This window comes from Amycolatopsis anabasis (genome assembly GCF_009765355.1).
In the GTDB taxonomy this organism is placed as follows: domain Bacteria; phylum Actinomycetota; class Actinomycetes; order Mycobacteriales; family Pseudonocardiaceae; genus Amycolatopsis; species Amycolatopsis anabasis.
Window position 1 is genome coordinate 1 of record NZ_VTHK01000074.1, and the last position, 21,583, is coordinate 21,583.

The following is a 21,583-nucleotide window of genomic DNA, read 5'->3' on the forward strand; positions in this document are numbered from 1 at the left end:
TGACAAGCCTGGTCGCCTGACCCCAGTAACGAGTCTCTACCGAACCCGGGGCGGTTCATCCACATCGTGGGTTGGTTCACGCACGAAGGGGGTGTCGACCACGTGCCCCCTGCTCCAGCCCGGTGCGAAAGCTCCGTACGTGTTCGTCAACGACGTTCGGCTGCGTACACCTGATCGGCTTCTCCGCTTACTCAAGCCAGCTTCCGGCGGTCCGTGACAAGGAACTGCGGGCCAACCAGATGAGTCTCGCGGCGGTGATCTGCTGGCCCGGGCGGCGAACGTTGAGCTGCCCGATGTCCGGCCGTACACATGCGAAGGCTGGTAAGCGCGGGAAAGCCAGCTCAACCCGAGCTGGGGACTGTTCCAAGATCGGTGCTTTCGGCCCGGCACCAATGTAAGACGAATTTGTCGAGTGGGATCGGGGGCTCGCCGGTTCCTCGGCTCTATGTAGCTGGCAATGGGGTTGTTGGGCCGACAGCGTGCAACCGAGTTTGGGGAGGAGACGGCGGGCCTGCTTCTCACGAGGGCACAGCCCGGCGTGTTCGACTACCGCGCGTGGGCTGTCGAAGCGGGTCAGGTCCCCGGTTTCGGCCAGGATCGCTGCCACGCCAACGGCCGACACTCCGGGGATGGTGGTGACCAGGCTGGTGAGATTGAGCTGGTCGAGGACGTCGGCCATGCGGGCCTCCACTTCGGACAGTCGGCGTCTCGCGGCGTGCCAGTCGGCGAGCACGAAGCAAGCCCGTTCGAGCGCACCGGCCCGTCAAGGTGGTCGCCGAGATCTCCCCGGTCGTCATCCCTTACGAATACAGCGACAGCACGATCTCATCCACATCGGTGAGCCGGCGTTGCCACTTCTTCACAATCTGTGGTTCGAACGTGCTCTCCCGCTCCCGCGGAACGTTGATCTCAACCTCGCCAGCGGCATCCGGAACCACCGTTTTCGATCGGGTGCCGTTCCGCACGTTCGATGATTCCCGGTCCGGCTCGGCCTGGTTCTTCTCGTGCCCGAGGTGCTCGGTCATCTCCTCATTGAGAGCAGTTTCCAGCACGCTCTTGGTGAACAACTTCAGCAGACCGTCCGGGCCGGTCAACGCCAGACCCCGCGCCTTGGCCTCGGCCACCATCGCCACCGCAGCCGCCTGCTCCGCCGACAGCTCCCGGCCCGTCTTGGACTCACTCTCGCGTGGACTCACAAGCTCGAATGTCATCACTCACAGTGCAGCCCGGCGGTGAGCACTGTGGCAGGTAAGGCGAAGGCGGCGGCAAACAGCCACACGGGTGTCCCATCCAGCACGGTGCCCCCTCGAAGAGGTAGGTCACCGCCGAAGAGCGCTGGAGCAGTTTTCCGGGCACGTGTGAGCGACCGTCATACAGAGGACTTTGCTTGCTCGGTCCCCGGGCCGTCTGCTCCACTGAGGCTAGCCAAGCGTGATCGGATGATTACGCGCAACAATCAGGGGAGGAATGTGCCATGCCTGACAACGGTCTCGGCAGCGTGCTTGGAAGTCTCACCGGCCCTACGGGCGGTCTCCTTGGCAGTCTTCTTGACTCGATTTCGAACGCCAAAGTGGGCAACCCCATCACCCAGACGATGAAGGACCAAGCCGCACAAGTTCAGAACGAGCTGAAGTCGACCAGGGGATCATCCTGAGCCGCCCCTGTTGGCCGCACCGGCTCGAGGCGGCGCGGCCGCCGCGGGAACATCCGGGCGCCTGGGTGTGTTGAACCGTGTGGTCGACGCGTCGCCGTGTCCCCCGGGCCTCACCCTTTGCCCTCGCGGAATTCCAGTACGGCTGGAGCCGCGTTGCGCCACACGCCGAGAGGCGACCCGGCGCGTCGACCCCGTCTTGGTTGACCAGCAGGCAACGCACTGCGGGACATTCCCACTAGCTAGGCGCGTTAGTCATGATCACGCTCCAGGTGCTGTAGCCGCGAGGGTCGTGCTCAGTCGATCAGCCATGCATTTAGCCATCCGTGAAATTAGCTAGCCATGCAACTAGGGCCGGTGGCGTCCTGCTCGTCGGGGTGATGCCGCGGTCACGGAACCCGGCCATGGAGACACCGGGCGCGCGGCTGGGCCGGTTCGGGCAGGTGATGTCCCACAACACCGCGTCGTCCCGTTCAGGCAGGTCCCGTTCGGACAAGCCGGGCCCCATTCCGCCCTGCCACGCACGCCGGTCGGAACATTTGTCCAAGCCACCGGCACGCACCGGCGGTGACAGTGCACGCATGACGGTTTCCAACGACAAAGCCCTGCACAGCGGCGGGATTCACGTGTGTCGGGACGGCCCGCGTGACGCCCCAGCACTCCTGCTCATCCACGGGACGGCCGCGCCGGCCAGCTGGTGGGACCCGATGGTTCCGCTGTTGACCGGGTCCCATCGCGTCATCCGGATCGACCTTCTCGGGTGCGGCCAGTCGACCGAACCGGACGGCGCGAGCTATGCGGTCCCGGACCAGGCACGCCGGGTCGGCGCGGCACTGGACGGGCTTGGCGTCGAACACGTCATCGTCGTCGGCCACTCCAGTGGTGGGGCGTTCGCCACCGCCCTCGCCGAGCAACGACCCGGCTTGGTGACCGCGCTCGTACTCATCAGCACCGGACCCGACATGGCCGCCTACATCGCGAAGGAGGTCCCCATCCGGGCGGCATCGTGGGCGGATCTGACCGACGACCAGATCCGCCAGGCCATGAGCGACGGATTCCGCCCCGGCTTCGAGATCCCCCAATCGTACGTGGACCAGTTCCGCGCCATCGACTTCTCCGTGTTCAGCGCGGTGGCGCCCGTCCTCCGCCGGCGACTACCGCGCTGTTCCCGGCGCGACAGTTGAGATGCGCCCGGTGTCGGGCATTCGCCCAACCTCGAGGATCCGGCGCGTACCGCCGTGCCCCTCTTGGCCTTCACCGGCGACATCCATTTTGTCTTCTGGGTTAGGGGAATCCGTGGCTGCCCCGGTCTTTCGTGGCCCGCTCAGTCTGGTGCGGGCCGTCAACGAACTGCGCAACAGGCCGAAGTGATCGCGAGTGGCCAAGGCCCGGGCTGTGTGGGACCGGCCGCGTTCTCGACGGCCATGAACAACTGGCACCTACTTAGCGTTAAATCAGGAGGAATGCTCGTGCAAATTCTCATCTCCGGCGCCAGCGTCGCTGGCCCGGTACTGGCGTACTGGCTCACCAGACACGGCTTCTCCGTCACCGTCGTCGAGCGCGCGCCGGCTCTGCGCAAGACCGGCGGCCACGCGGTCGACCTGTACCAGCCCGCGATGAACATCTCGGAGAAGATGGGCGTACTTCCCCGCATCGAGGAGCGGGCCACTGGCGCGAACCGGATGACCCTGTACCGGGAGGGCACGCGACGTCCCGTCCGGGTAGATCTCTCCAAGATCTTCCGCGCCACCTCCGGCCGGCACGTCGAGATCATGCGCGACGACCTGAGCGAGATCTACTACGACGCCGCACGCGACGACGTGGAGTACGTTTTCGGCGACTCGATCACCGCGATCTCACCCGACGGCGAGGTGCGGTTCGAGAACTCCACGCCGCGCCGCTTCGACCTCGTCGTCGGCGCGGACGGGCTGCACTCCAACGTGCGCCGCCTCGTCTTCGGCGACGAATCCCGCTTCAGCGCCTTCATCGGGGCGTACCTCGGGGTGCTGCCCCTGCCCAACACCTCCGGGCTCGACGGCGAACTCCTCATCCACGTCGGCATCGGCCGCACTGCCGGCATCTACGGCGCGCGGCACCTCGACGAGGCACGAGCGTTGTTCCTGTTCCGGAGCGAGCGCGAACTCGACTACCACCACCGCGACGTACCCCGGCAGAAGAAGCTGCTGCGCGGTAGGTTCGTCGGCCTTCATCCCGACGTGGATCGCTGGCTGGAGGAGTTGGAGCGCACCTCGACGTTCTACTTCGACTCCATCACCCAGCTCCGCATGGACACCTGGTCGCGCGGACGGGTGACGCTCGTCGGCGACGCGGGCTACTGCCCCGGACCGGCCGTCGGCGGCAGCACCACCCTGGGCATCGTCGGCGCATACGTTCTCGCCGGGGAGCTGGCGCGAGCGGGCGGCGACCACGAGCGCGCCTTCCTCGCCTACGAGCGCGCGATGGCCGAGCACGTGCGCGGGAGCCGCACGGCCGCGCTGAGCGCGGCGAAGACCCTGATCCCCATGTCCCGCCTCGGCGTACAGGGACTGGCGCACGGCGCCCGCCTGATCTCCGCCCTGCCCGCCGGGCCCAGCCGCGCCCTCCTCCGCCTCACCACCAAGACCGCACGTGTCCACAACTCCATGACAGTCGACGACTACCCGCCGAACGGCTGCGCCGACCCGGCGACGGCGACGGCAGAGCTTGATGCGTCGTGATTGATCCGGTCGCTGCTGATGGGTGGTGCGGTAGTTGTCGCGTTCCCGGCGAATCTCGTTCAGGCGTCGGGTCAGGTCGTTGGGCGAGGGTGACGATGCCGAGGTTTCCGGAGGAGCGGACCGGTTCTCCGGCGAACAGCCGGGCCATGGCCTGGGTGATCGCCTCACGTTCGATGTGGCTGTCCACGGCCTCTCCTTCCGCTGCCGGTGATGCGTGTCTTCTCGTGGCTTTCGACCATCGCCTCCAGGACTCGGACTCGCTGCTGCAGCCGGTCGGCCAGCGGGATGGCGGTGAGCGGGTCGTCAGCCTCGGCGTGCAGCCGGGCGATCTCAGCGCGAGCGTCGGTGGTGCGTTTGTCGGTGCGGGCGATGTTGGCGCAGGCGGGGTTGCAGCGGTCCAGGCTGGGTGCGGTGGTCAGCCCGGCGTACCCCGGCTCCGACTGTCAAGGTTCATTGGCTGCCTCCAGGGCCCTGCCGCAAAGTCGCTACATGTGTAGCGGATCGCGTTATCATCGCAACACCCAGTCCATCGGCGTTGCGGGACGGTACCGGCAGGTGCTCCCGGTGGTGACCGATGCGCGCAGGTGCTCGGCCAGCGCCGGGTGCCGCTGGTCGATCCGGCGCAGGGCGGCGTGGATTCGGCCGCTGACCGCCTTGCGGGCCCGTTCGGTCTGGTCGCCGAGGCGGCGGGGCCGGTGCGCGAGCCCCGCGGCGGTGCGGAGTTCGTTCAGTAACGCGTCCCGTTCGCGATCGAGTTCGGCCACGCGTGCGTCGTCGCCGAGGTCGGTGGCGCGGGCGGTCTCCTCGTCGAGTTGGCCGAGCCGGTGGCGATAGCGGATTTCGGCCTCCCGGTCGAGCACGGGGTCGCCGCCGAAGCTGCGGGCCGCGACCACGACCGCGCCGCCTTCCGGGTTCAACAGCGCTACGGCGGGCACGTCGTGTCCCGCGCACTGGAGCAGCAGGTGCAGGTCTCGCAGGCCCTTGGCGTCGGCAAGGTGCACGGTGTGACCGGCGAACCGAATGGTCCACACCTCATCGTCGAGCCGGAACTCGTTTCCGGACGGCGGCGGTGCGGCGGTGCAACCTCTGGGCCGCAGGTTGCCGGCTCGCTCTGCGGCCTGGGTCATGCCGACCGCGTCCGCGTCGCGGCGCACGCCGTCGAGCAGGGTGGTCACCGCGGTGTCGTCGGCGGAGCCCGCGCCGGCGGTCATGGCTTCGGCCAGTCCCAACCGTGCCTCGATCGACCACGGTCGCGCCTGCAGCCGCTCGGCGGCCCGCCAGGCCGCGGTGAACCCACTGATCGCGTCGTCCCATCGTTGCTGGGCGGCGTCGAGTACCGCGAGCCAGTACACCATCGGGCCGTCCACCGTCGCCCCCGCGGTGACCGCCCACTGCCCGCGATACGGCTCGATCGCGGCCCTGGCCTGCTCGCACCACCCCGGATCGCGGGTGGTCGCCGCGGCCTGGGCCCGCGCCCTCAACCACAGCGGCACGAACAGGCCAGGCAGTTCGGGATGGTGGGCCGGGGTGTCGGCGAGCACCCGCCGTGCCTCGTCGAGCCCGCCGCGTGCGGCGGCCGTGCAGGCGGCGACAAGCTCGGGACACGGGTGATCCGCTCGCATGATTCCCGCCAGCACCGTGTCGGCCTCGTCGATGCGGCCCTGGGTCAGCTCCACCGCCCACAGCAGGTGACGCGCCACGCTCGCGCTGTCGGCATAGGGCGGGTCGAGGGCGCCGAGTTCGGCGATGAGCGCGCGTGCCTCGGCGAAGTCGCCCCGCAGGGTGGCGAAGGTCGTCCGGCTCCAGCACGTTTCGAAGCGCAGAGGGGAAGGCTCCGGGCTCGTGGCCAGTGTCGCGAAGGCGTCGAACTCGGCGAGGCACTGCGGATCGTCGAGTTCGAGCAGGGCGGTCATCCGTAGCCTTGTCGCCCGGAAGTCCAGTTCGCGATCGGCGGTGCGCAGCGCGATCTCGCTCAGGTCGTCCGTGATCGCGAGCCGTTCCCGCGCGGTGCCCGGTCCCAGGATGGTGTCGTGGCGGCTGAGCAGGCTCAGCTGGAGTGCCGTGTCGTCGTTGTCGCGCCGGGCCATCGTCGCGGCGCGTGCGCTGATCTCCGCCGCCGCGCGGTCGAAGGACATCGCGGGACCGGCGGCTGCGCGGACGAGCCGTCGATGCGCCTCGTCGACGACGCCGGTGGTGAACCGTTCCCTTCTGGTGGGATGGCTCAGCCCGTACAAGGTGAGCGCGGTGCGCGCCAGCAGGTCGTCGTCCTGGAGTTCGCGGGCGAGCGCGACGACCGTGGCGAAGGTGTGCCGCCCGTCAGCCTGCCGGCGGGCGTAGTGCTGGGCCTTGCCGAGGTCGAGGTGGACGAGCGCGTGTCGGCGCCGCTGGCCGGTGGGCAGGAGCTGCAGCGCTCGCCGGAGATACCCGGCCGCGGCGGGCCTGCCCATCGTCGCGCGGGCGGCCGTCAGCAGGTAGTCCACGCCGGTCTCGTCCAGCGAGTCGTACAGCAGCTCGCGAACGAAGCCGTGCACGAAGACGAACCGGTTGGCTTCGCGCGGCGCCAGGAGCCGCAGCGCCACGGCGTGGTCGAGCAGCCGGCCGGCCCGCTCGCCGGACACCGCCAGCGTGGCCACCAGCAGTCGCCGGTCGAACTCCCTGCCGAGGACGGCGGCCGCGGTGAGCAGTTCCAGCACCTCGGGTGGAACCCGGGAAAGCCGGTGCGACAGCGCGGCACGCACGGCGGGCGTGATGTGCGGGTCGGACGGTGCCGCCCGCGCCGTCTGCACCACGAAGAACGGGTTACCGCCGGTGCGGCGATGCAGCCGCGCGGCGGCCTCCGGCGACGGCCGCGTGCCGGTCGCACGTGCCATGAGGATGGCGACTTCGGCCGGTTCGTGACCGGTCAGGGTCAGCGCGGTCGCCTGTTCCCGCACGGACAGCAAGCCCGCTCGCAACGGATGCTGGGCTGACTCGACCTCGACATCCCGGTAGGTGCCCAGCACCAGCAGGGGTTCGCGCCCGGCGTGCCGGGAGATGAACTCCAGCAACCTGATCGACGCTGGGTCGGCCCGGTGCAGATCTTCCAGCACGAGCACGAGGGGACGCTCCCGGCCGGCGGCCACCAGCACGCTCATGACAGCGTCGTACAGCCGGAATCCGTGCTCGCCGTCCAACGCAGGCGAGTGCGGCGTCAGCTCGCGCAACACCTGCGTCCAGGGCCAGTGGTCCGGGGCGCCCTCGCCGTCCCAGCAGGCGCCGCCGAGCACCCGGGCGCCCGCGTGCTCGGCGCCCGTAGCGACCGCGTTGATCAGCGTCGTCTTGCCGATCCCGGCCTCACCCGCGACGAGCGCCACGCCACCACGGCCGGCGAGGCACCGGTCGACCTCCTCGCGCAGCAGGCGAAGCGGATGCTCCCTGCCGATCAGCACAGCCGGTCCCACGACGGCGATTGCCGTTCATCGGCCCCGCGTGGCCGGTCGTGGCGGGTGCCAGATCGGAACTGGCGCCGAGAGGGTGCAGCGTCCACGAGAGAAGAGGAGTACCCGGTGCAGCCAGTCACCTCGGAGCCGGGCAGGAGCCGCTCGGGCTTTCGTCTTGTGCTCGGCCTGTTCGCGCTCGGCCTGACCATGGTCACCGCGTGCGGCGACGACAGCACCGCGCAGGACAGCAGAGCCGACGACGAGACCGCGCTCGCGAAACTCGACGAACGACAGGCCGAAGCGTGGGCGAAGGGAGACGGCACGGCATGGGCCGCCACCTTCACCGAGGACGCCGATTTCGTCGACTGGATGGGAGGTCACCTCCACGGAAGGGCGACGATCGCGGAAAGTTTCCAGCAGGGATTCGACACGTTCATGAAGGGAACACGCTGGTCCACACCGGAGAAGCGGACCGTCCGGTTCGTCACGCCGGACGTCGCCCTGATCATCACCAGCGGCATGTGCGTGCTTCAGCCCGATGCGCGGCAGTGCCGTGCCGAGGACCTGTCCATCCAGACCAGGGTAGCGGTCAAACGTGCCGGGAACTGGCTGTGCACGTCGTTCCACAACAGCCGGATCAGGACCGGCGGCGGCCCCGGCTCGTAGTGGGCGACTTCGTCCAGAGTGGACAGTTCGGCGTACATGCCTGCTCCGTGTTCGGCGGGAAGATGGACATATGAACGAAGAACTGGTGCTTAGGCGTACCAGGAGGAGTGCGATATTATCGGGTTCGCTACAGGTGTAGCAACCTTGCGGGAGGTGGGTCCGAATGACCTCGATTGCGGGAGCGACCGGCGACGTCTACTCGGTGCCGCGGTCGCGTGACCACACGGTGCGGTACCGACCGGCGGAGTTCCTGCTGGCGCTGTATCGCATGTTCGGTCCGGTGGTACCGGTCGGCCGGGGCCGGCGGGGCTACACCTACCTGCTCGGACCCGACGCGAACCAGTTCGTGCTCGCCAACTCGGACCTGTTCCGCTGGCGTGACGCCTTCGACTGGTTGATCCCGGTCGACGGCGCCACGTCGATGCTGCTCAGCGACGGAGCCGAACACCGGCAGCGACGCCGGCTGGCCCAGCCCGCCATGCATCACCGGCAGATCGCCGCCTACCTCGACACCATGGCGGACAACGCGGACGCGATGATCGAGTCCTGGCGTCCCGGCCAGGTCGTCGATGTCTATCAGGACATGCGCACGGCGATCCGGCGCACCACGCTGCACACCCTGTTCGGTCCGCGCCTCGCCGCCGACGCGGAGTTCTTCGGCACGCAGCTGCAACGGTTGCTGGATCTGTGTGACGGGCTGCCGCAGACGGTGGCCGGCAAGCAACGGCTGCGCACCCCGCAGTGGCGGCGGGCCATGGCGGCCCGGTCTCGGGTGGACGAACGGATCTACACCGAGATCCGCCGGGTGCGGCAAGAATCAGACACGACCGCGGCCAACGCGCTGACCGCGTTGGTGCACGGACGGGACGAGGACGGTGAGAGGCTGTCCGACCAGGAGGTCCGCGACCAGGTGGTGACGCTGATCGTGGCCGGGTACGAGACCACGAGCGCCACGCTGGGCTGGGCGGTCTACGCCATGCTCAGCACCCCCGGCGTGTGGGACACCGCGCGCCGGGAAGTGCGCGAGGTGCTCGGCGGGCGGCGTCCGGCGCCCGAGGACCTGAAACGGCTTACCTACCTGGGCAGCGTGGTGCAGGAAACCCTCCGGTTGTACCCGGCCGTCACCGTGGTCGGCCGGAAGGTCGATCAGGACTTCGAGTACCGCGGACGGCGGATCCGCGCGGGCGCCTCGGTCGTCATCAGCCCGTACGTCACCCACCGCCTACCCGAGCTGTGGCCGGACCCGCTGCGGTTCCAGCCGGAGCGCTGGCAACCAGGCAACCCGGACTACCGCAAGCCCGCGCCGCACCACTTCCTCCCCTTCGGCGGCGGGCCGCACCGCTGCATCGGCGCGACGATGGCCACCACCGAGCTGACCGTCATGCTCGCTCGCCTGCTCGCTCGAACCTCGCTCACGCTGCCCGCCCAGCGTCTTCGTGCCGCAAGCATGATCTCGATGCGACCACGCCGCGGCCTGCGTGCCGAAGTGTCCGCGCCATCCCAGATGTAGCACGATCCCGGCATGAGCCCAGCCAAGCCCGGACCGCGGGACACCCCCCGCAAACAGCGCGCCGCGGACGCGGCGATCGAGGTGATCGCCACCGAGGGACTGCGGGGGCTGACCCACCGCGCGGTCGATGCCAAATCCGGCCTGCCCCCGGGCAGCACGAGCAGCTGCTTCCGCACCCGCCTCGCCCTGCTCCGCGCCGTGCTGGACCGCATCCTGGAACTCGACCAGGAAATGCTGGCCGCGATCCCGGTCACCGGATGGCGCGTCGACACCGCACAACAGCGCGCCAAGATCGTCGACCTGTTCACCGATCTGCTGGAATACTGGCTCGGCCCGGCACGCCACCGCACCCTCGCCCGGCTCGAGCTCTATCTCGACGCCGCCCGACGCGCCGAACTCGGACCGGAGCTGGCCGCGGCCAATCGGCTGCTCCTCGACCGCGCCGCGACCGGCATGCGAGCCGCCGGGATCCGCGCGCCGCGGGAAGCCGCTCGCATATTCGTCGCCCAACTCGACGGACTCCTCTACGACGCGCTCGCCCGCCCCTTCCTCAACGGCGACGACCGGAAGAAGCTGCGGCACGCCGTCCGCGTGATCGTCACCGGACACATCGCCGCGCATTAGCGTCGAAGTGCTGGAGGTGGCCGACGGCCCGCGGTCAGCGCACGACGGAACTGGTTGATGGTCGACCAGGACGTCGATGCATTCGTGCAGACCGGAGCGCGGGCAGCACGAGCCACGTAGGCGATCTTTACAATACAGATCTGTACTGTATTGTAACTAGTGTGGGTACCAATGATCGCGCTCCCGGCCGCCCGAGGAGCAGGGAAGCCGACGCCGCCATCCTGGACGCCGCGCTGGAACTCTTGATCGAGCGCGGCGCGGAGGCGGTCAGTATCGAGCAGGTGGCCCGGCGCGCCGGTGTCACCCGGGCGACCGTGTACCGGCGCTTTCCGGACAAGACCCGGCTGCTGATCGCCGCGGTCGAGGCCGCATATGGAGATCCTCCGCAAACGCCGGAAATCCGCGACGTCGAGCATTTGCTGGCGGGCTGGGCCTACGTCCTCGCCAATCCGCGCCAACGCCGTCTCTTGCGGCGCCTCTACGGCGCGATCGAGGACAATCCCGAGCTCGCCCGCGCCTACCACGACCGATTCGGCCGGCATCGCGACCAGGCCCGCCGAGACGTGCTCGAACGCGCCCGCGCCCGCGGGCAGCTGCCCGCGGACACCGACCTGGACGTTCTGCTGGACCTGCTCACCGGCGCGGTCTGGCAGCACCTGGCCGTCCGGCCGGACACCAGCACGACCGACGACGTCGAGCAGTTCCTGCGTGCCGTGCTCCACCAGGCCGGATACCGGCCCACTGCGCATCAGCAGCACACCGCCGACGACAACCAATAGCCCGGCCAGACCGGGAGAAAAGGAGCAACAGCGTGTCAACCGCCAGCGTCGAAGCGCAGCAGCGCACCCGGGCCTTCGCCCGCGTCATCGGCCCCTACGTCGCGACCTTCACCATCGTCTACACGATCCGCCTGCCCGCCCTGCAAGGGCTCATCAACGACCTGTTCGCCCAGCCCGTCCTGGTGTGGCTGCTCGGCGCCCTCATGCTCGGCGCGGGGCTGGTCATCATCGGCGGACACCGCAGCTGGCGCGGCCCGCTCGCGGTCACCGTGTCGCTGTTCGGCTGGTTCGTCGCCTTGCGCGGATTCCTCCTGATCGCCACTCCCACGACGATCCAGTCGGGCGTCGACGCCACCATGCTCTCGCCCACCGCGACGCTCGTGGCCCGCTTCTTCTTCGGCGCCCTGGGCTTGCTCGGCCTGCTGCTGACCTACGCCGGCTGGTTCACCAAACCGGCCACCCCGCAACCATCAGCACCCACAACCACATGAACGCCGTTGCCGCCCGACTGGCAACCCACCCGGGTGACCCAGCCGCAGGCCTCGTGATCACGCGATTACCGCAGGTCAGAGCCGCACCAGGGTTGCCAATATGATCGAACAGGTGTTCTACTGAAGGTACTGGTGCTGCCGCTCGGCGGGGAAGGTCGAGGCGGCACAGCGCGGTCGAGGGGCGTCATAGTGCACCCGTCCCCGACCGGCCCCAGCCCATTCCACACCACCACAGATTCTCGACAAACGAGCCCAACATTCACACCACGTGGCCACACCGGTAACCGCACCACTAAAGCACACCAAATCTATCCCATACACAACACCATCACACTCATAACCAAAAACAACACTCGATCACAGGCCCCCACAAAATGAAATAAAAAGCCCTTGACCGCCGAGAAGCACACAACCAACCGGCCCCCACGTCGAACCAGCCCCCACGGACAACCCGCCACGCCGTCAACCGCACCAGCACCGACCCAATCCGCACACGGCGCACTCAGACCGCGACTTCCCGCCACCTCCGAACACAGACTCGCCTCCGCCTGCCCCACACCGGACACGCACGACCCACTCGCACAACACAACAAGCCTGAACTCGACCGCACAGCTCCCAGCACACCACCCCACTGCGGAATAACCCCGCAACCAGAGAAGCCCACCCACCCAGTAAGCACCGCCCCGAAGAAACCTCGACACAACCACCCGGCCGCGCGAACCGCCTGGAGCAGTTTTCGTGACCCCATATCAAACGGGGTCACGCCGTGCTCCAGACTTGCTCCAGTTACTGAACGACAACCGAAGCGAAGTCCACAATGGACCGATATTCGATACGCCTAAAAACAACGCCCGACCTGCGGGTTCCACAGTGTCGGGCGATCATGCAAACGGTGGAGCTAAGGGGACTCGAACCCCTGACCCCCTCACTGCCAGTGACGGTAAATGGCTCCGGGGGACCTTCACAGTCCGATCTGTGTGGTCGGAACATTTAGAGAGTTCCACCTCAACGCCTCCAACCCGCTCCATTCCACACGTTCTGTGAGACGCGTGTGAGACGCGCGGCCGGTGCCGCGCCGTCTCGCTCGGCCGGTCTCGTGCGACGCGTGTGAGACGGAGCCCCGGGACTGGAGGCCCTGAATGCTACAAGAAGTAACCGGCCACTCGCGCGTCGTCGCCGTGCCGTTGAAGCACGCGCCGAAGCGGATCCGGCCGCCGTTCGACACCGATCCGGGCGATCGAAGCGATCACCGCCGGGCCGGCGAGTCCCTGGAGCAGTGGCGAGCGCGGCGGCACGCCGACCGGGTGCGCGCGTTGCAGGAACCGCTCGATGGTGTCGAGCTGGGCGCGTACGACCGCCGCGTGATCGAGTGGCTCGCGCAGTGGGACACCGCGGTCGTGGGCGCGGTGGCGAGCTTGCTCTACCGGGTCCGTGAGGCCGGTGAGCGGCCATGACCACCATGACGGCCAGGCACTGCCGCTGGCTTCTCGCAGGACTCCTGAACGGCGGGTGCAGCCCGGGCCGAGGCCGGGATGCGTTCCCCTGCCTCGGTGCGGCGTCCGCTGTTGCTGTGCGGGGTGTGTCGTGAGTATCGAGGCGATCGACTGGGCGCTGAACCGGGCACCCATACCGCGTGATCAGCGCAACGCCTCGACGTTGGCGATCGTGCTGGTCGGGCTGGCCAACCACGCCGGCCCGGATGGGCGCAACGCTTTCCCTGCCCTGTCCACGCTGTCCCGCTACACCCGGCTGGCGCGTCGCTCGGTGCAGAACACGCTGGCCGAACTGGCCGAACTGGGCCTGATCCGGCCCGCGGATCCGGAGATCGTGGCCGCGCACGTGCGGCGGGCGGACCGGCGGCCGAACGGCTGGGACCTGGCGCTGGAACGGTCCGAGCACGGCGATGATCAAGTTATCCACAGCCCTGGCGATGTTGTCCACAGCCCTGGCGTCGGGGTGCAGGGTCTGCACCCCGACCAGGGCGACGGGGTGCAGAGTGGACCGAACGGGGTGCAGACAGCGACGTCACGGGGTGCAGGGTCTGCACCCGAACCATCCCTTAACCGTCCTGGAACCGTCCTGCCGCCGCTGTGCGGCGACTGCGACGGCCGCGAACTCGAGGGTGTCGCGTCCCGGGTGATCTGGCTCGACGAGGCCAAGACGAGCTGGGTGCACTGCCCGCGGTGCAACCCGCACTCCCCGCAGTTCCGTTCGCCCGACGCCGGTCCGCCCGCGAGTTCTTCCGCCACGTCCAACGTCACGGCGCGGCCGCGGTCGGGGCGTCCTCGCGATGGGCAGGGCGGCCGTCCCCGGGCGGCACCCCGCTCGCCGGATCGTGGGTCGGCGCCGTCGTGAATCCCGCTCGCCCGGATCGCGGGTCCGGGCGCGGCACGAAAGGGAATGAGGGTTTCCCCTTTTCGCCACCGGGACTCGCACGGGACTTGAGAAATTGCCCTGTTTCCGTACAGGCATCTCGCGAAACTTCACTCAGGACGAAGGAGCTGAGAGTGAAATCAGCAGCAATGCGCGAACGAGAACTTGCGCTGCTCGAGCTAATTGAAAAACTTCGCCTCGAAGGCGCCAGCAAACTCGCCGGTAAAATCATCGCGATCGTCAGTGCGAAAGGGTCACAAGGGAAGACGCTTCTGGCCAAAGAGCTGGGATGGATCCTCGATCTGATTGTCGCTGATCTGGATTGGGCTGGGGGTTGTGTCAGTCGCCTGCTGGGCTGCATCGCCGCCCAGCTCACCTCCGACCGGCTGATTGAGGCAATCTTCGATCCCAAGGGCCGTGCCCCTCGCCTACATCGCAGCAGGGGGCGACCGGATCTGGTGCTCGGCAGCGACGCGCTGGAGGAGAACCAGCCACCCCCGGACCGCATGACCGAGCTGCTGCTGTCCTGGACCCGCCAGTGGCAACAGAAGAGGCCGCAGGGGGTGCTGGTGGACACCCACCCCAGCAGTTCCGCCGCGCTCGGCGCGGCCCAAGCCGCCGACCTGGTGCTCATGCCCGTCATGTTCGGCACCGGCGAACTCGACGCGCTGGAGACCGCGCTGGACAAGCTCCGGGATTTCCCGCTGCTGCTGGTGCCCAACGCGACCCCGCGCAAGCTCGAGCACCTGCCCGGCTACGAGAGCAAGCGCCTGCTGGCCCTGGCCCAGCACTACGACGTGCCCATCTCGCAAGCCTTCATCCGTCACCAGTCCTGGCTGCCCCACCGGCAGCTGCGCACCGTGATCGCCGCCTCCCCCAGCTTCGGCGCCAAAACCGCCGACCTCACCGACGACACCACCGCACTCGCACAGGAGGTCATCCGCTATGCAGCCTGACAACCACACCCCCAGTTCCCTGTCCGCGCTCGAAGCCGCGGCCGACAAGGTCAACCGGCCCAAGCAGCCGCACAAGCCCAAGCCCCGCAAGCCCAAGACCGCCGGCGTGGCCGACCTCGCCCTCGCCACTCCCCCAGCCCCCGAAACCACCACCGGCGAGCATGAGCCCACCGTGGGCGCGCGGGTCGACACCGGCGGCGCTACCGGCGGCAGGGGTGCGCAAGCACACGAGGACGGGGGAAACGGTGCCATCGCCCCGACTCCCATCACTGCGGAGAAACCTCTGGCGAACGCCCGGCGGAACACCCCTGGAAACGGCGCTGAAACGTCCGCCACGCCACCCTCGGCGCCACGCGAAGGTGTTGACCCCAGCGAGCGCGAGAACGCGGCAGCGGGCGAACCAGGGACCGTCCATGCGGACACTGAACTCACGGAGGACGCCTCGGTCTTGGCGGGCGCGGCGGAGTCCACTCGCGACACCGCGGCCGCGACGTCGGATCCCGCACCCGCCGACGGACAGGACAACAGCGGCGCCGGCGAACCTGACACCAGCGGGGCCAGGACGGACGCTGCTGCATCAAAGGATTCGGCCGGTGCTGGTGGCCAGAAGGCGAGCGGCTCCGAGGTCGTGGCCGCGCAACCACTCACCGGCCGCGGGCTGGTTCCCCTGGAGATGCGCAACGCGCCGGAAACACCCACCATGCCCGACTCCATCCGCAAAAGCATCCGCGAGGGCATCCTCACCGCCATCCGCGGTGTCAACGCGGCACACGAGACGCTGACCAAACGGCAGCGGGCGCTCGTGACCGCGCTCGTCGAGGCCCGCGAAATGCGATTCCCGCGCTCGGAAGTGGAACGGATCCGCGGAGAGGCAGTCAGCGTCGGGTTCACCGCCACCGAGTTGGACCACCTCCTCGAAGCCACCGGCTGGGACAAGCTCACCTGATGCTCGCCCGTCGCGCGGGCGCCCGCGTAGGCGCCCGCGCGACGTAGCGCGCGTGGCGTGCGCGCGCGATACACGCCCAACGCCCCACACGTCAACCCCATGAGGCCAGCGAAGAGACCACCGCTCCCAGGCGCCGCCCAGGTGCACTCACTCCTGGATCGATGCCCCCACGCCACCGGAGCAGTGGAGGTGCGCACAGCGTGGCGCTCACTCGAATGTCCACACAGGAGCGAACTCGTGCTCGTACTCCGTACCGGCGGCCATGACGGCTACATCCGGGCTGTCGTGGCCGCATTGCGCCGACGCGGGATCACCGTCGACGCGGTCACCGTCGGACTGGATTCCGCCAGCAGGATCCGCCGTGCGGCCATGACCGTCGCGCTCGCCGACCCGCTCACCCTCGCCTGGGCGGAAGCGGACTGGGTCCGGTTGCGCTGGGACGAGCGAGCAGGCTGGTACTGGCAAGTGCGCTACCCCGAAGACCCGCACCCGCGCGGCCCGGTCTACTTCGGACACACCCAGATACCCCGCCCGGGGCCGGTAGCCAACTGGGTGCTCATCAGCCTGGCCTACCCCGGAATCGGGACTGATGTCCAATCCTCGGGTTGGACCACACGTCCGAAAACCCGGGGGAGCGGGCCTGTTCAGGCGATAGCTGGTTCGCACGGGCCAGGGGAGGCTCTCACTGGCAACGTCATCCAACAGCCGACGGAGGTGGCAATCTCGTTTGAGCAGGGGGACACGGTGGGCGCGGCAGCTCCGGCCGCGCAAGCCGGACAACCGATAACCCGTGGATCTGCGCTAGTTGTACCCGATTCCGCGCGGCGCCTTCGGTTGACACGTAGCGGTCAACAGGCAGGAGGCACGCCGACGGCGCGGCCTCCAGGGCACAACCAGAGAGGGCGCGCAAGGCGGTGAGGGAACTGGAGCAACCCTGTGGTTCCGGTTGGCTAGGCAGACCGCCGCGAAACGGGCTAGGGCGCGGGGTGCACGGTGTGCACCCCGCCCCTTCCAACATCGTTCGTGCGTGAGCATGCGCTGCATATCCCTGGGCAGCCGCGACCAGCACCGCAAGCGCATGTAGACGCGGTGCCAACGGATCGCGCGCCTTGGATCGCGTTCAATCGCGAGCACCCACGGGGTGCAGAGCATGCACCCCGCCCGCACGCCCGCCGCTCCTAGTCATAGCAGCCCCAGCCTCAAGGGAGTCTTGTACTGTACGAGGCCCTTGTAACAACAAATGCGCCCGCCAGGATCCCGTGATCACCTGGCGGGCGCAGTGAGAAATCCGAACGTCGAGAACGACGCTCTTGACCGGTGGGCTACTTCTTGCCGTTCTTGTGGTACGCCTCGACCACCTCAGCCGGGATCCGGCCGCGATCAGACACCCCGTACCCATTTTTCCGCGCCCAGGCCCGGATCGCCTGATTCTGCTCGCGATCCACCTTGGCCGTCGGCGCGGCCGCGGCTTTCGGCGTCACCGACGCGGAGGCACGGCGTTTGCGGCCGCCAGCGCGGCGAGCGTGCTCCACGAACTGCGCAAGCGAGTCACGAAGCTCCTCAGCGTTCTCCGCCGACAGATCGATCTGATAGCTCACACCGTCAAGCCCGAACTCAACAGTCTCGTCGGCTTCGCTTCCGTCGAGATCATCGACAAGACTGACCAGCACCTGCTGCGCCATGGTGATTCTCCTTAGCTTTGTTCCACAGTAGGCCGCCGCCGAACCTAGACACTTACCTGGTCCCAGCTCGACATCCAGGACAACAAATTATCACGACGACTATCCAGCCATGCACACAACTCAAATCCATTCCGGTCCACAGTTGCCAATCGTGCTTCTGATACAGCAAGATTGCAGACAGAGAGGGACGTCCACCGCGACCGGAAGCGGAACCCTCATCTGGCCACCGATGTAGACGGTCACCCCGCGGCTACGGACGTGTTCTGTCGGGAATCGCAACCAGAACGACACCGGTTGCGCCAGTCGCCGGGAGATGACCGCCTGAAGTGACAGCGCGCCTACTTCCTCGGGAAGGGAGCAAGTGGTGAGCAACCGGACACGCACCTGCCACACCAGGATGACCACCCACCACATTCGTACCCAACTACACGAACTGTCCTTCCTCAAAGGCCTCTCCGGCTCGGAGCGCGCCGCCCTGCTGACCACCATCCTCAACCTGTGCGACCAAGCCGCCGCCGGCGAACTCAGCGAAATCGCCACCCCGTGGGAAAACATCGCTGAACTGATCGGCACCAGAGACACCCAAGTCGCGGGCACCTACCTCCAAGCCACCCACGACGCCATCGCTCGCGCCCAGGTCCTCGCCCACCTTCCCGCGATCCGGGCACTCGTCATCCGACAACGAGAACTGCTCGTGGCACCCCAGGACGTCGCCGTCGCGGCCATCAGCGACATGGACGAAATCGTCCTGCCCCTACGCGCCATCGGCGCCCCTGCCGCACGCGCGGCCCACGCCTGGAGTCACATCCTCAGCAACCCCATCCTCGAACTCGCTTCAACCGACGACGGCACGCAATGGCTGGCCACCGTGTCCGGCACCCACACCCAGTGCGCGATCGCCGTGACCGCAGAACTGGGTCACGCCACCCAGGCCATTCAGGCCGTCGCCGACCCGAACGACGCCAACCTGCTCGACACCGACGACCTCCCCGCACTCGCCACAGCGCTAGACCACCGAGCAGGACTTGTCACGCCCCCGGGGTGTCCAGCCGACCGCGTCGGCAGCCGTTGACGCGTTCCTTAGTAAGGCTTCAACACAGGCCAAGGAGGACTCGTGATCACCGCAGAGTCATTCCCAACACCTGACCTCGCGCAGCGCACGCTGGATTCGGCCGCGCTGGCAGCGGCTCGTGCGTTCGCCGCCGAGCAGACGACCGTGGCGGAGATGGTCCGGCGTCGGATCTGTGACCAGCTTGCTGATGTCCGTTCGGTTCGGGTGCGTACGGCGGTCCTGCAGTCGGCGTATGTGGACGTGACCCCACTGGCGGTGGTCGCTGGCCACGTGCGGCTGGGGACGCCCGGGAGATCGGCGGCCGCCCGCCGCCGACCGATTCCGGGTGCCCATTGACGTGGGCGGCCCGAACCTGGACCGCCTCGGGTATGTCGGCCGAGTCCGCGCTGGCGCGCGCTGGGATCCCGCCACCCGCACCTACCAAGGTGGCCAGTCCACACCCGCCCACGAGCCCTGCCCGGTGGGCAGACGATCATCGGCAACCGCCTCGTGCGCGGCGCCGCCGCTCGCCGCCTGGCCGCTGTCCTGGCCGAGCGGCTGGCCGCCAGCGGCCGGGACTCAGCCGTGGAAACCGGCCTCGATCCGATCTACGCCGTGACAGCTTCGGCCACGGCCCGGTGGCGATGCCACCGAGCCGCTCTGCACAGCCTGGCCGCCGCCCAGCCACTCAACGCGGGCTCCTCACCTGCTCCGGATAGAACATCCGCGTCGAAGGTCTTCTGGTTCCGGTCGAGCCATGCCCGCGAGGTCGCGCCTTCGGCGAACCGCTTGCGCGCCGTTGCCTCGATCGCGACATCCCGCAGTTCCTGGCCAGCCGAGTGGATATCGGTTAGGACGTCGACTCGGCGGGGCGGGTGGCCCGGGCAAGGTCGAGATCGCCTGCCGCAGCGGCGAGTTGTCCCAGTGCCAAGGTGCTCCCGCTGGTCGCGTTGGCCACATACCGGGCGATCTCGGCGACGAGCGTCATCGCGGGCGTCGCCGGGTTCGCGAAGCGTGCTCCCGCTGAACGGACCTTGGCCATCTCCCGCTCGGCGTCCGTGGCGATCTCCTCGGTGAACCTGGCGCACATCGTGATCAGGTACCGGTCCGCACTCTGTGGTGCGGCGGCCGCGGCGGTGAGCAGTTGAGCGGTTGGCAGCTTCCGCAAGCCGCGCTGACTGATCTCCTCCATCAGTCCCCGGACGCTGGTGGGCTCACCGTCGACGTTGGTGGAGAACTCGCCGCACGCGGCCACCATCGCGGCGAACCCTTCCAGCAACGCGTCGACCACCGGTCGGGGAAGCCCACCCGGCGAGGCCGCGCGGGTGCGCAGCGCTTCGACCAGCTCAGCGGACGCCGCACCGGGGGCAGATTCGGTCGTGGTCTCGGGCATGGCTCATATTCTCCCATCATGTAAGAGGAACGGGAAATACTGTCATGGCGTTTACGCCGCAGGAAAACGGAAACCGAGGCGCGCCTGAGTCGTTGACTCCTGCTCCCCTGTTCACTCATGGAACATCAGCGAGTCGAAAAGGGGGCTAGCCACTAATTTAGAGAGATGAGTTCACGGTGGCTAGCCATCAGGAAAGGTTTCTGTGACTGTTGCGCATTTGCACCGGGGTCCGGTAGCTCACCGTCCGACCACCACCCTACTTCGCGGCCCTGAGACGCCGAATCCGATGCGTTGCTCGCGCACCGGGACAAGCACCGGCCCCTCCTGCGAAGCTCCGGAGCTGACGGCAGCACCCGCAGCAGCTGCACAGGATCGACCCGCACCGCGTCCATCTGACGGTTCCGCCGGCGCCGTCCAGAACACGCAGAGGACCGCACCGGCAGGAGCTGTCGGTGTGCATGTCACCGCGCGGCGGGTCAACCGCCAGGTCATGAGCGTGATCGTCCGCGGGGACAACGGTGGTGTGTTACCGGACGGGGTGGCGCGTGCTGCGGTGCCGCCTTGGTTGGCGGGAGGATGCCGATCGTGGACGCGGTCGCTCGGCGCGAGGTCGGAGTCCAACGGATTCCGGTGACCGATGGGTTCTGCCGGCGGCGCGGACTTCCCGCGGTCAGCGGAGAGCTGCCCGCACGGCGACACCGAGTGCGGCTGCTGTGCACTTTCCTCCGCCCCTGACAACGGCCAAGCAAGAAGATCATGTCCGGTCACACCCCGCCACGACGGTGTTCGGCATGGCGTCGGCGTGGAATACTCCAGCACGTGACTCCGGCGACACGGCGCATGCTCGGCGACCTCGGCGACAAACCACTCGGCGAGATCACTACGGCGGACATCGACGCTCTGATGAAGCCCCACCAGCCCACTGCCGCAGACATCGACCGGTTCGTCGACCGTGTTGACCGAGCGACCGCGAAGCGGGCCGCAGCAGGCGATTCCATGGCCGTAGACGACCTTCTCGACATGCGACTCGCGCTGACCCAGGCCAAGAGACGACGCCGTACGACACCATCATGATCCATCCGCACCACGTCAGCGTCAGCGACCTCGTCAGCGAAGCGGCCGCGGCGTTCGGTCATCGTGGACCCGTGTCACCCACGCGGTGCAACGCTCGGTCGACCTCACCCGAGGGACGAACTCTACGGCGACCTGGAACCGCCGGGTACCGATCACCGTCGACGAGGAGCTGCGCTGGCCCCACAGACGTGATCGATCTGCTCGTCCACGCCGCCGCCTGGCAGGTCCGCATCCACCCCCCGGAAGCCTC

The 21,583-nt window shown here is 68.2% G+C and carries 20 protein-coding genes, 1 tRNA gene and 1 pseudogene; 16 read left to right on the forward strand and 6 right to left on the reverse strand.

Annotated elements, in window-relative coordinates; genetic code table 11:
* Positions 1–187 precede the first annotated feature (187 nt).
* Entirely contained in the window at positions 188–679 is a 492-nt protein-coding gene (locus FXO23_RS45225) for a transposase (RefSeq protein WP_158894232.1), read from the reverse strand.
* A 124-nt stretch (positions 680–803) separates the two neighbouring features.
* A pseudogene (locus tag FXO23_RS45230) lies at positions 804–1,211 on the reverse strand (transposase); the annotation flags it as partial.
* Between the two features lie 263 nt (positions 1,212–1,474).
* On the opposite strand from FXO23_RS45230, the gene FXO23_RS45235 reads away from it, so the two are divergent.
* From FXO23_RS45235 to FXO23_RS45245, 3 genes are all read left to right on the forward strand, one after another.
* Entirely contained in the window at positions 1,475–1,654 is a 180-nt protein-coding gene (locus FXO23_RS45235) for a hypothetical protein (RefSeq protein ID WP_158894235.1), read from the forward strand.
* 578 nt (positions 1,655–2,232) lie between these two features.
* Positions 2,233–2,835, forward strand: a complete 603-nt coding sequence (locus FXO23_RS45240) for an alpha/beta hydrolase (RefSeq protein WP_218952355.1) — start codon at positions 2,233–2,235, stop codon at positions 2,833–2,835.
* A gap of 279 nt (positions 2,836–3,114) precedes the next feature.
* The gene (locus tag FXO23_RS45245) at positions 3,115–4,368 is read left to right on the forward strand and encodes an FAD-dependent monooxygenase (protein WP_179957061.1); all 1,254 of its coding nucleotides are present in this window, start codon (positions 3,115–3,117) and stop codon (positions 4,366–4,368) included.
* A 509-nt stretch (positions 4,369–4,877) separates the two neighbouring features.
* Here FXO23_RS45245 and FXO23_RS45250 read toward each other — a convergent pair.
* Positions 4,878–7,796 carry an ATP-binding protein gene (locus FXO23_RS45250; RefSeq protein ID WP_158894237.1) on the reverse strand — a complete coding sequence of 973 codons (2,919 nt, stop codon included), beginning with the start codon at positions 7,794–7,796 and terminating at the stop codon, positions 4,878–4,880.
* A 117-nt stretch (positions 7,797–7,913) separates the two neighbouring features.
* Here FXO23_RS45250 and FXO23_RS45255 point away from each other — a divergent pair, with 117 nt between their 5' ends.
* The 5 genes from FXO23_RS45255 to FXO23_RS45275 all read left to right on the forward strand — a co-directional run bounded on the left by FXO23_RS45255 (position 7,914) and on the right by FXO23_RS45275 (position 11,857).
* A complete protein-coding gene (locus tag FXO23_RS45255) occupies positions 7,914–8,453 on the forward strand; it encodes an SgcJ/EcaC family oxidoreductase (protein WP_218952356.1) in 540 nt (179 codons plus the stop codon).
* 163 nt (positions 8,454–8,616) lie between these two features.
* Complete coding sequence (locus FXO23_RS45260; protein WP_158894240.1) at positions 8,617–9,963, forward strand: cytochrome P450; 1,347 nt, start codon at positions 8,617–8,619, stop codon at positions 9,961–9,963.
* A gap of 12 nt (positions 9,964–9,975) precedes the next feature.
* Positions 9,976–10,587: a TetR/AcrR family transcriptional regulator gene (locus tag FXO23_RS45265; RefSeq protein ID WP_158894243.1), complete on the forward strand. Its 612-nt coding sequence runs from the start codon at positions 9,976–9,978 to the stop codon at positions 10,585–10,587.
* A 161-nt stretch (positions 10,588–10,748) separates the two neighbouring features.
* Entirely contained in the window at positions 10,749–11,366 is a 618-nt protein-coding gene (locus FXO23_RS45270; RefSeq protein ID WP_246258454.1) for a TetR/AcrR family transcriptional regulator, read from the forward strand.
* Between the two features lie 32 nt (positions 11,367–11,398).
* Positions 11,399–11,857: a hypothetical protein gene (locus tag FXO23_RS45275; RefSeq protein WP_158894245.1), complete on the forward strand. Its 459-nt coding sequence runs from the start codon at positions 11,399–11,401 to the stop codon at positions 11,855–11,857.
* 894 nt (positions 11,858–12,751) lie between these two features.
* Here the strand turns inward: FXO23_RS45275 and FXO23_RS45280 are convergent.
* Positions 12,752–12,828: transfer RNA gene (locus FXO23_RS45280), tRNA-Ala, on the reverse strand.
* Between the two features lie 169 nt (positions 12,829–12,997).
* Here FXO23_RS45280 and FXO23_RS45285 point away from each other — a divergent pair.
* From FXO23_RS45285 to FXO23_RS52835, 5 genes are all read left to right on the forward strand, one after another.
* Complete coding sequence (locus tag FXO23_RS45285; RefSeq protein ID WP_158894247.1) at positions 12,998–13,312, forward strand: hypothetical protein; 315 nt, start codon at positions 12,998–13,000, stop codon at positions 13,310–13,312.
* A gap of 130 nt (positions 13,313–13,442) precedes the next feature.
* Complete coding sequence (locus FXO23_RS45290) at positions 13,443–14,213, forward strand: helix-turn-helix domain-containing protein (protein WP_158894249.1); 771 nt, start codon at positions 13,443–13,445, stop codon at positions 14,211–14,213.
* Between the two features lie 152 nt (positions 14,214–14,365).
* Positions 14,366–15,187 carry a CpaE/TadZ family protein gene (locus FXO23_RS45295; RefSeq protein ID WP_158894251.1) on the forward strand — a complete coding sequence of 274 codons (822 nt, stop codon included), beginning with the start codon at positions 14,366–14,368 and terminating at the stop codon, positions 15,185–15,187.
* Positions 15,177–16,133 carry a hypothetical protein gene (locus FXO23_RS45300; protein ID WP_158894253.1) on the forward strand — a complete coding sequence of 319 codons (957 nt, stop codon included), beginning with the start codon at positions 15,177–15,179 and terminating at the stop codon, positions 16,131–16,133. Before FXO23_RS45295 ends, FXO23_RS45300 begins: the two co-directional genes overlap by 11 nt.
* A 99-nt stretch (positions 16,134–16,232) precedes the next feature.
* Positions 16,233–17,051, forward strand: a complete 819-nt coding sequence (locus FXO23_RS52835; RefSeq protein ID WP_425484973.1) for a DUF6292 family protein — start codon at positions 16,233–16,235, stop codon at positions 17,049–17,051.
* Positions 17,052–17,455: 404 nt separating this feature from the next.
* Here FXO23_RS52835 and FXO23_RS45305 read toward each other — a convergent pair whose 3' ends face one another.
* Complete coding sequence (locus FXO23_RS45305; RefSeq protein WP_158894255.1) at positions 17,456–17,815, reverse strand: histone-like nucleoid-structuring protein Lsr2; 360 nt, start codon at positions 17,813–17,815, stop codon at positions 17,456–17,458.
* Between the two features lie 364 nt (positions 17,816–18,179).
* Here FXO23_RS45305 and FXO23_RS45310 point away from each other — a divergent pair, with 364 nt between their 5' ends.
* Together FXO23_RS45310 and FXO23_RS45315 are read left to right on the forward strand one after the other, a co-directional pair.
* Complete coding sequence (locus FXO23_RS45310) at positions 18,180–18,887, forward strand: hypothetical protein (protein ID WP_158894257.1); 708 nt, start codon at positions 18,180–18,182, stop codon at positions 18,885–18,887.
* Positions 18,888–18,929: 42 nt separating this feature from the next.
* Entirely contained in the window at positions 18,930–19,223 is a 294-nt protein-coding gene (locus FXO23_RS45315) for a hypothetical protein (protein ID WP_158894259.1), read from the forward strand.
* A 493-nt stretch (positions 19,224–19,716) separates the two neighbouring features.
* Here the strand turns inward: FXO23_RS45315 and FXO23_RS45320 are convergent, their stop codons facing one another.
* The gene (locus FXO23_RS45320) at positions 19,717–20,259 is read right to left on the reverse strand and encodes a hypothetical protein (RefSeq protein WP_158894262.1); all 543 of its coding nucleotides are present in this window, start codon (positions 20,257–20,259) and stop codon (positions 19,717–19,719) included.
* A gap of 819 nt (positions 20,260–21,078) precedes the next feature.
* On the opposite strand from FXO23_RS45320, the gene FXO23_RS45325 reads away from it, so the two are divergent.
* Positions 21,079–21,333: a hypothetical protein gene (locus tag FXO23_RS45325; protein WP_158894265.1), complete on the forward strand. Its 255-nt coding sequence runs from the start codon at positions 21,079–21,081 to the stop codon at positions 21,331–21,333.
* Positions 21,334–21,583: the final 250 nt, after the last annotated feature.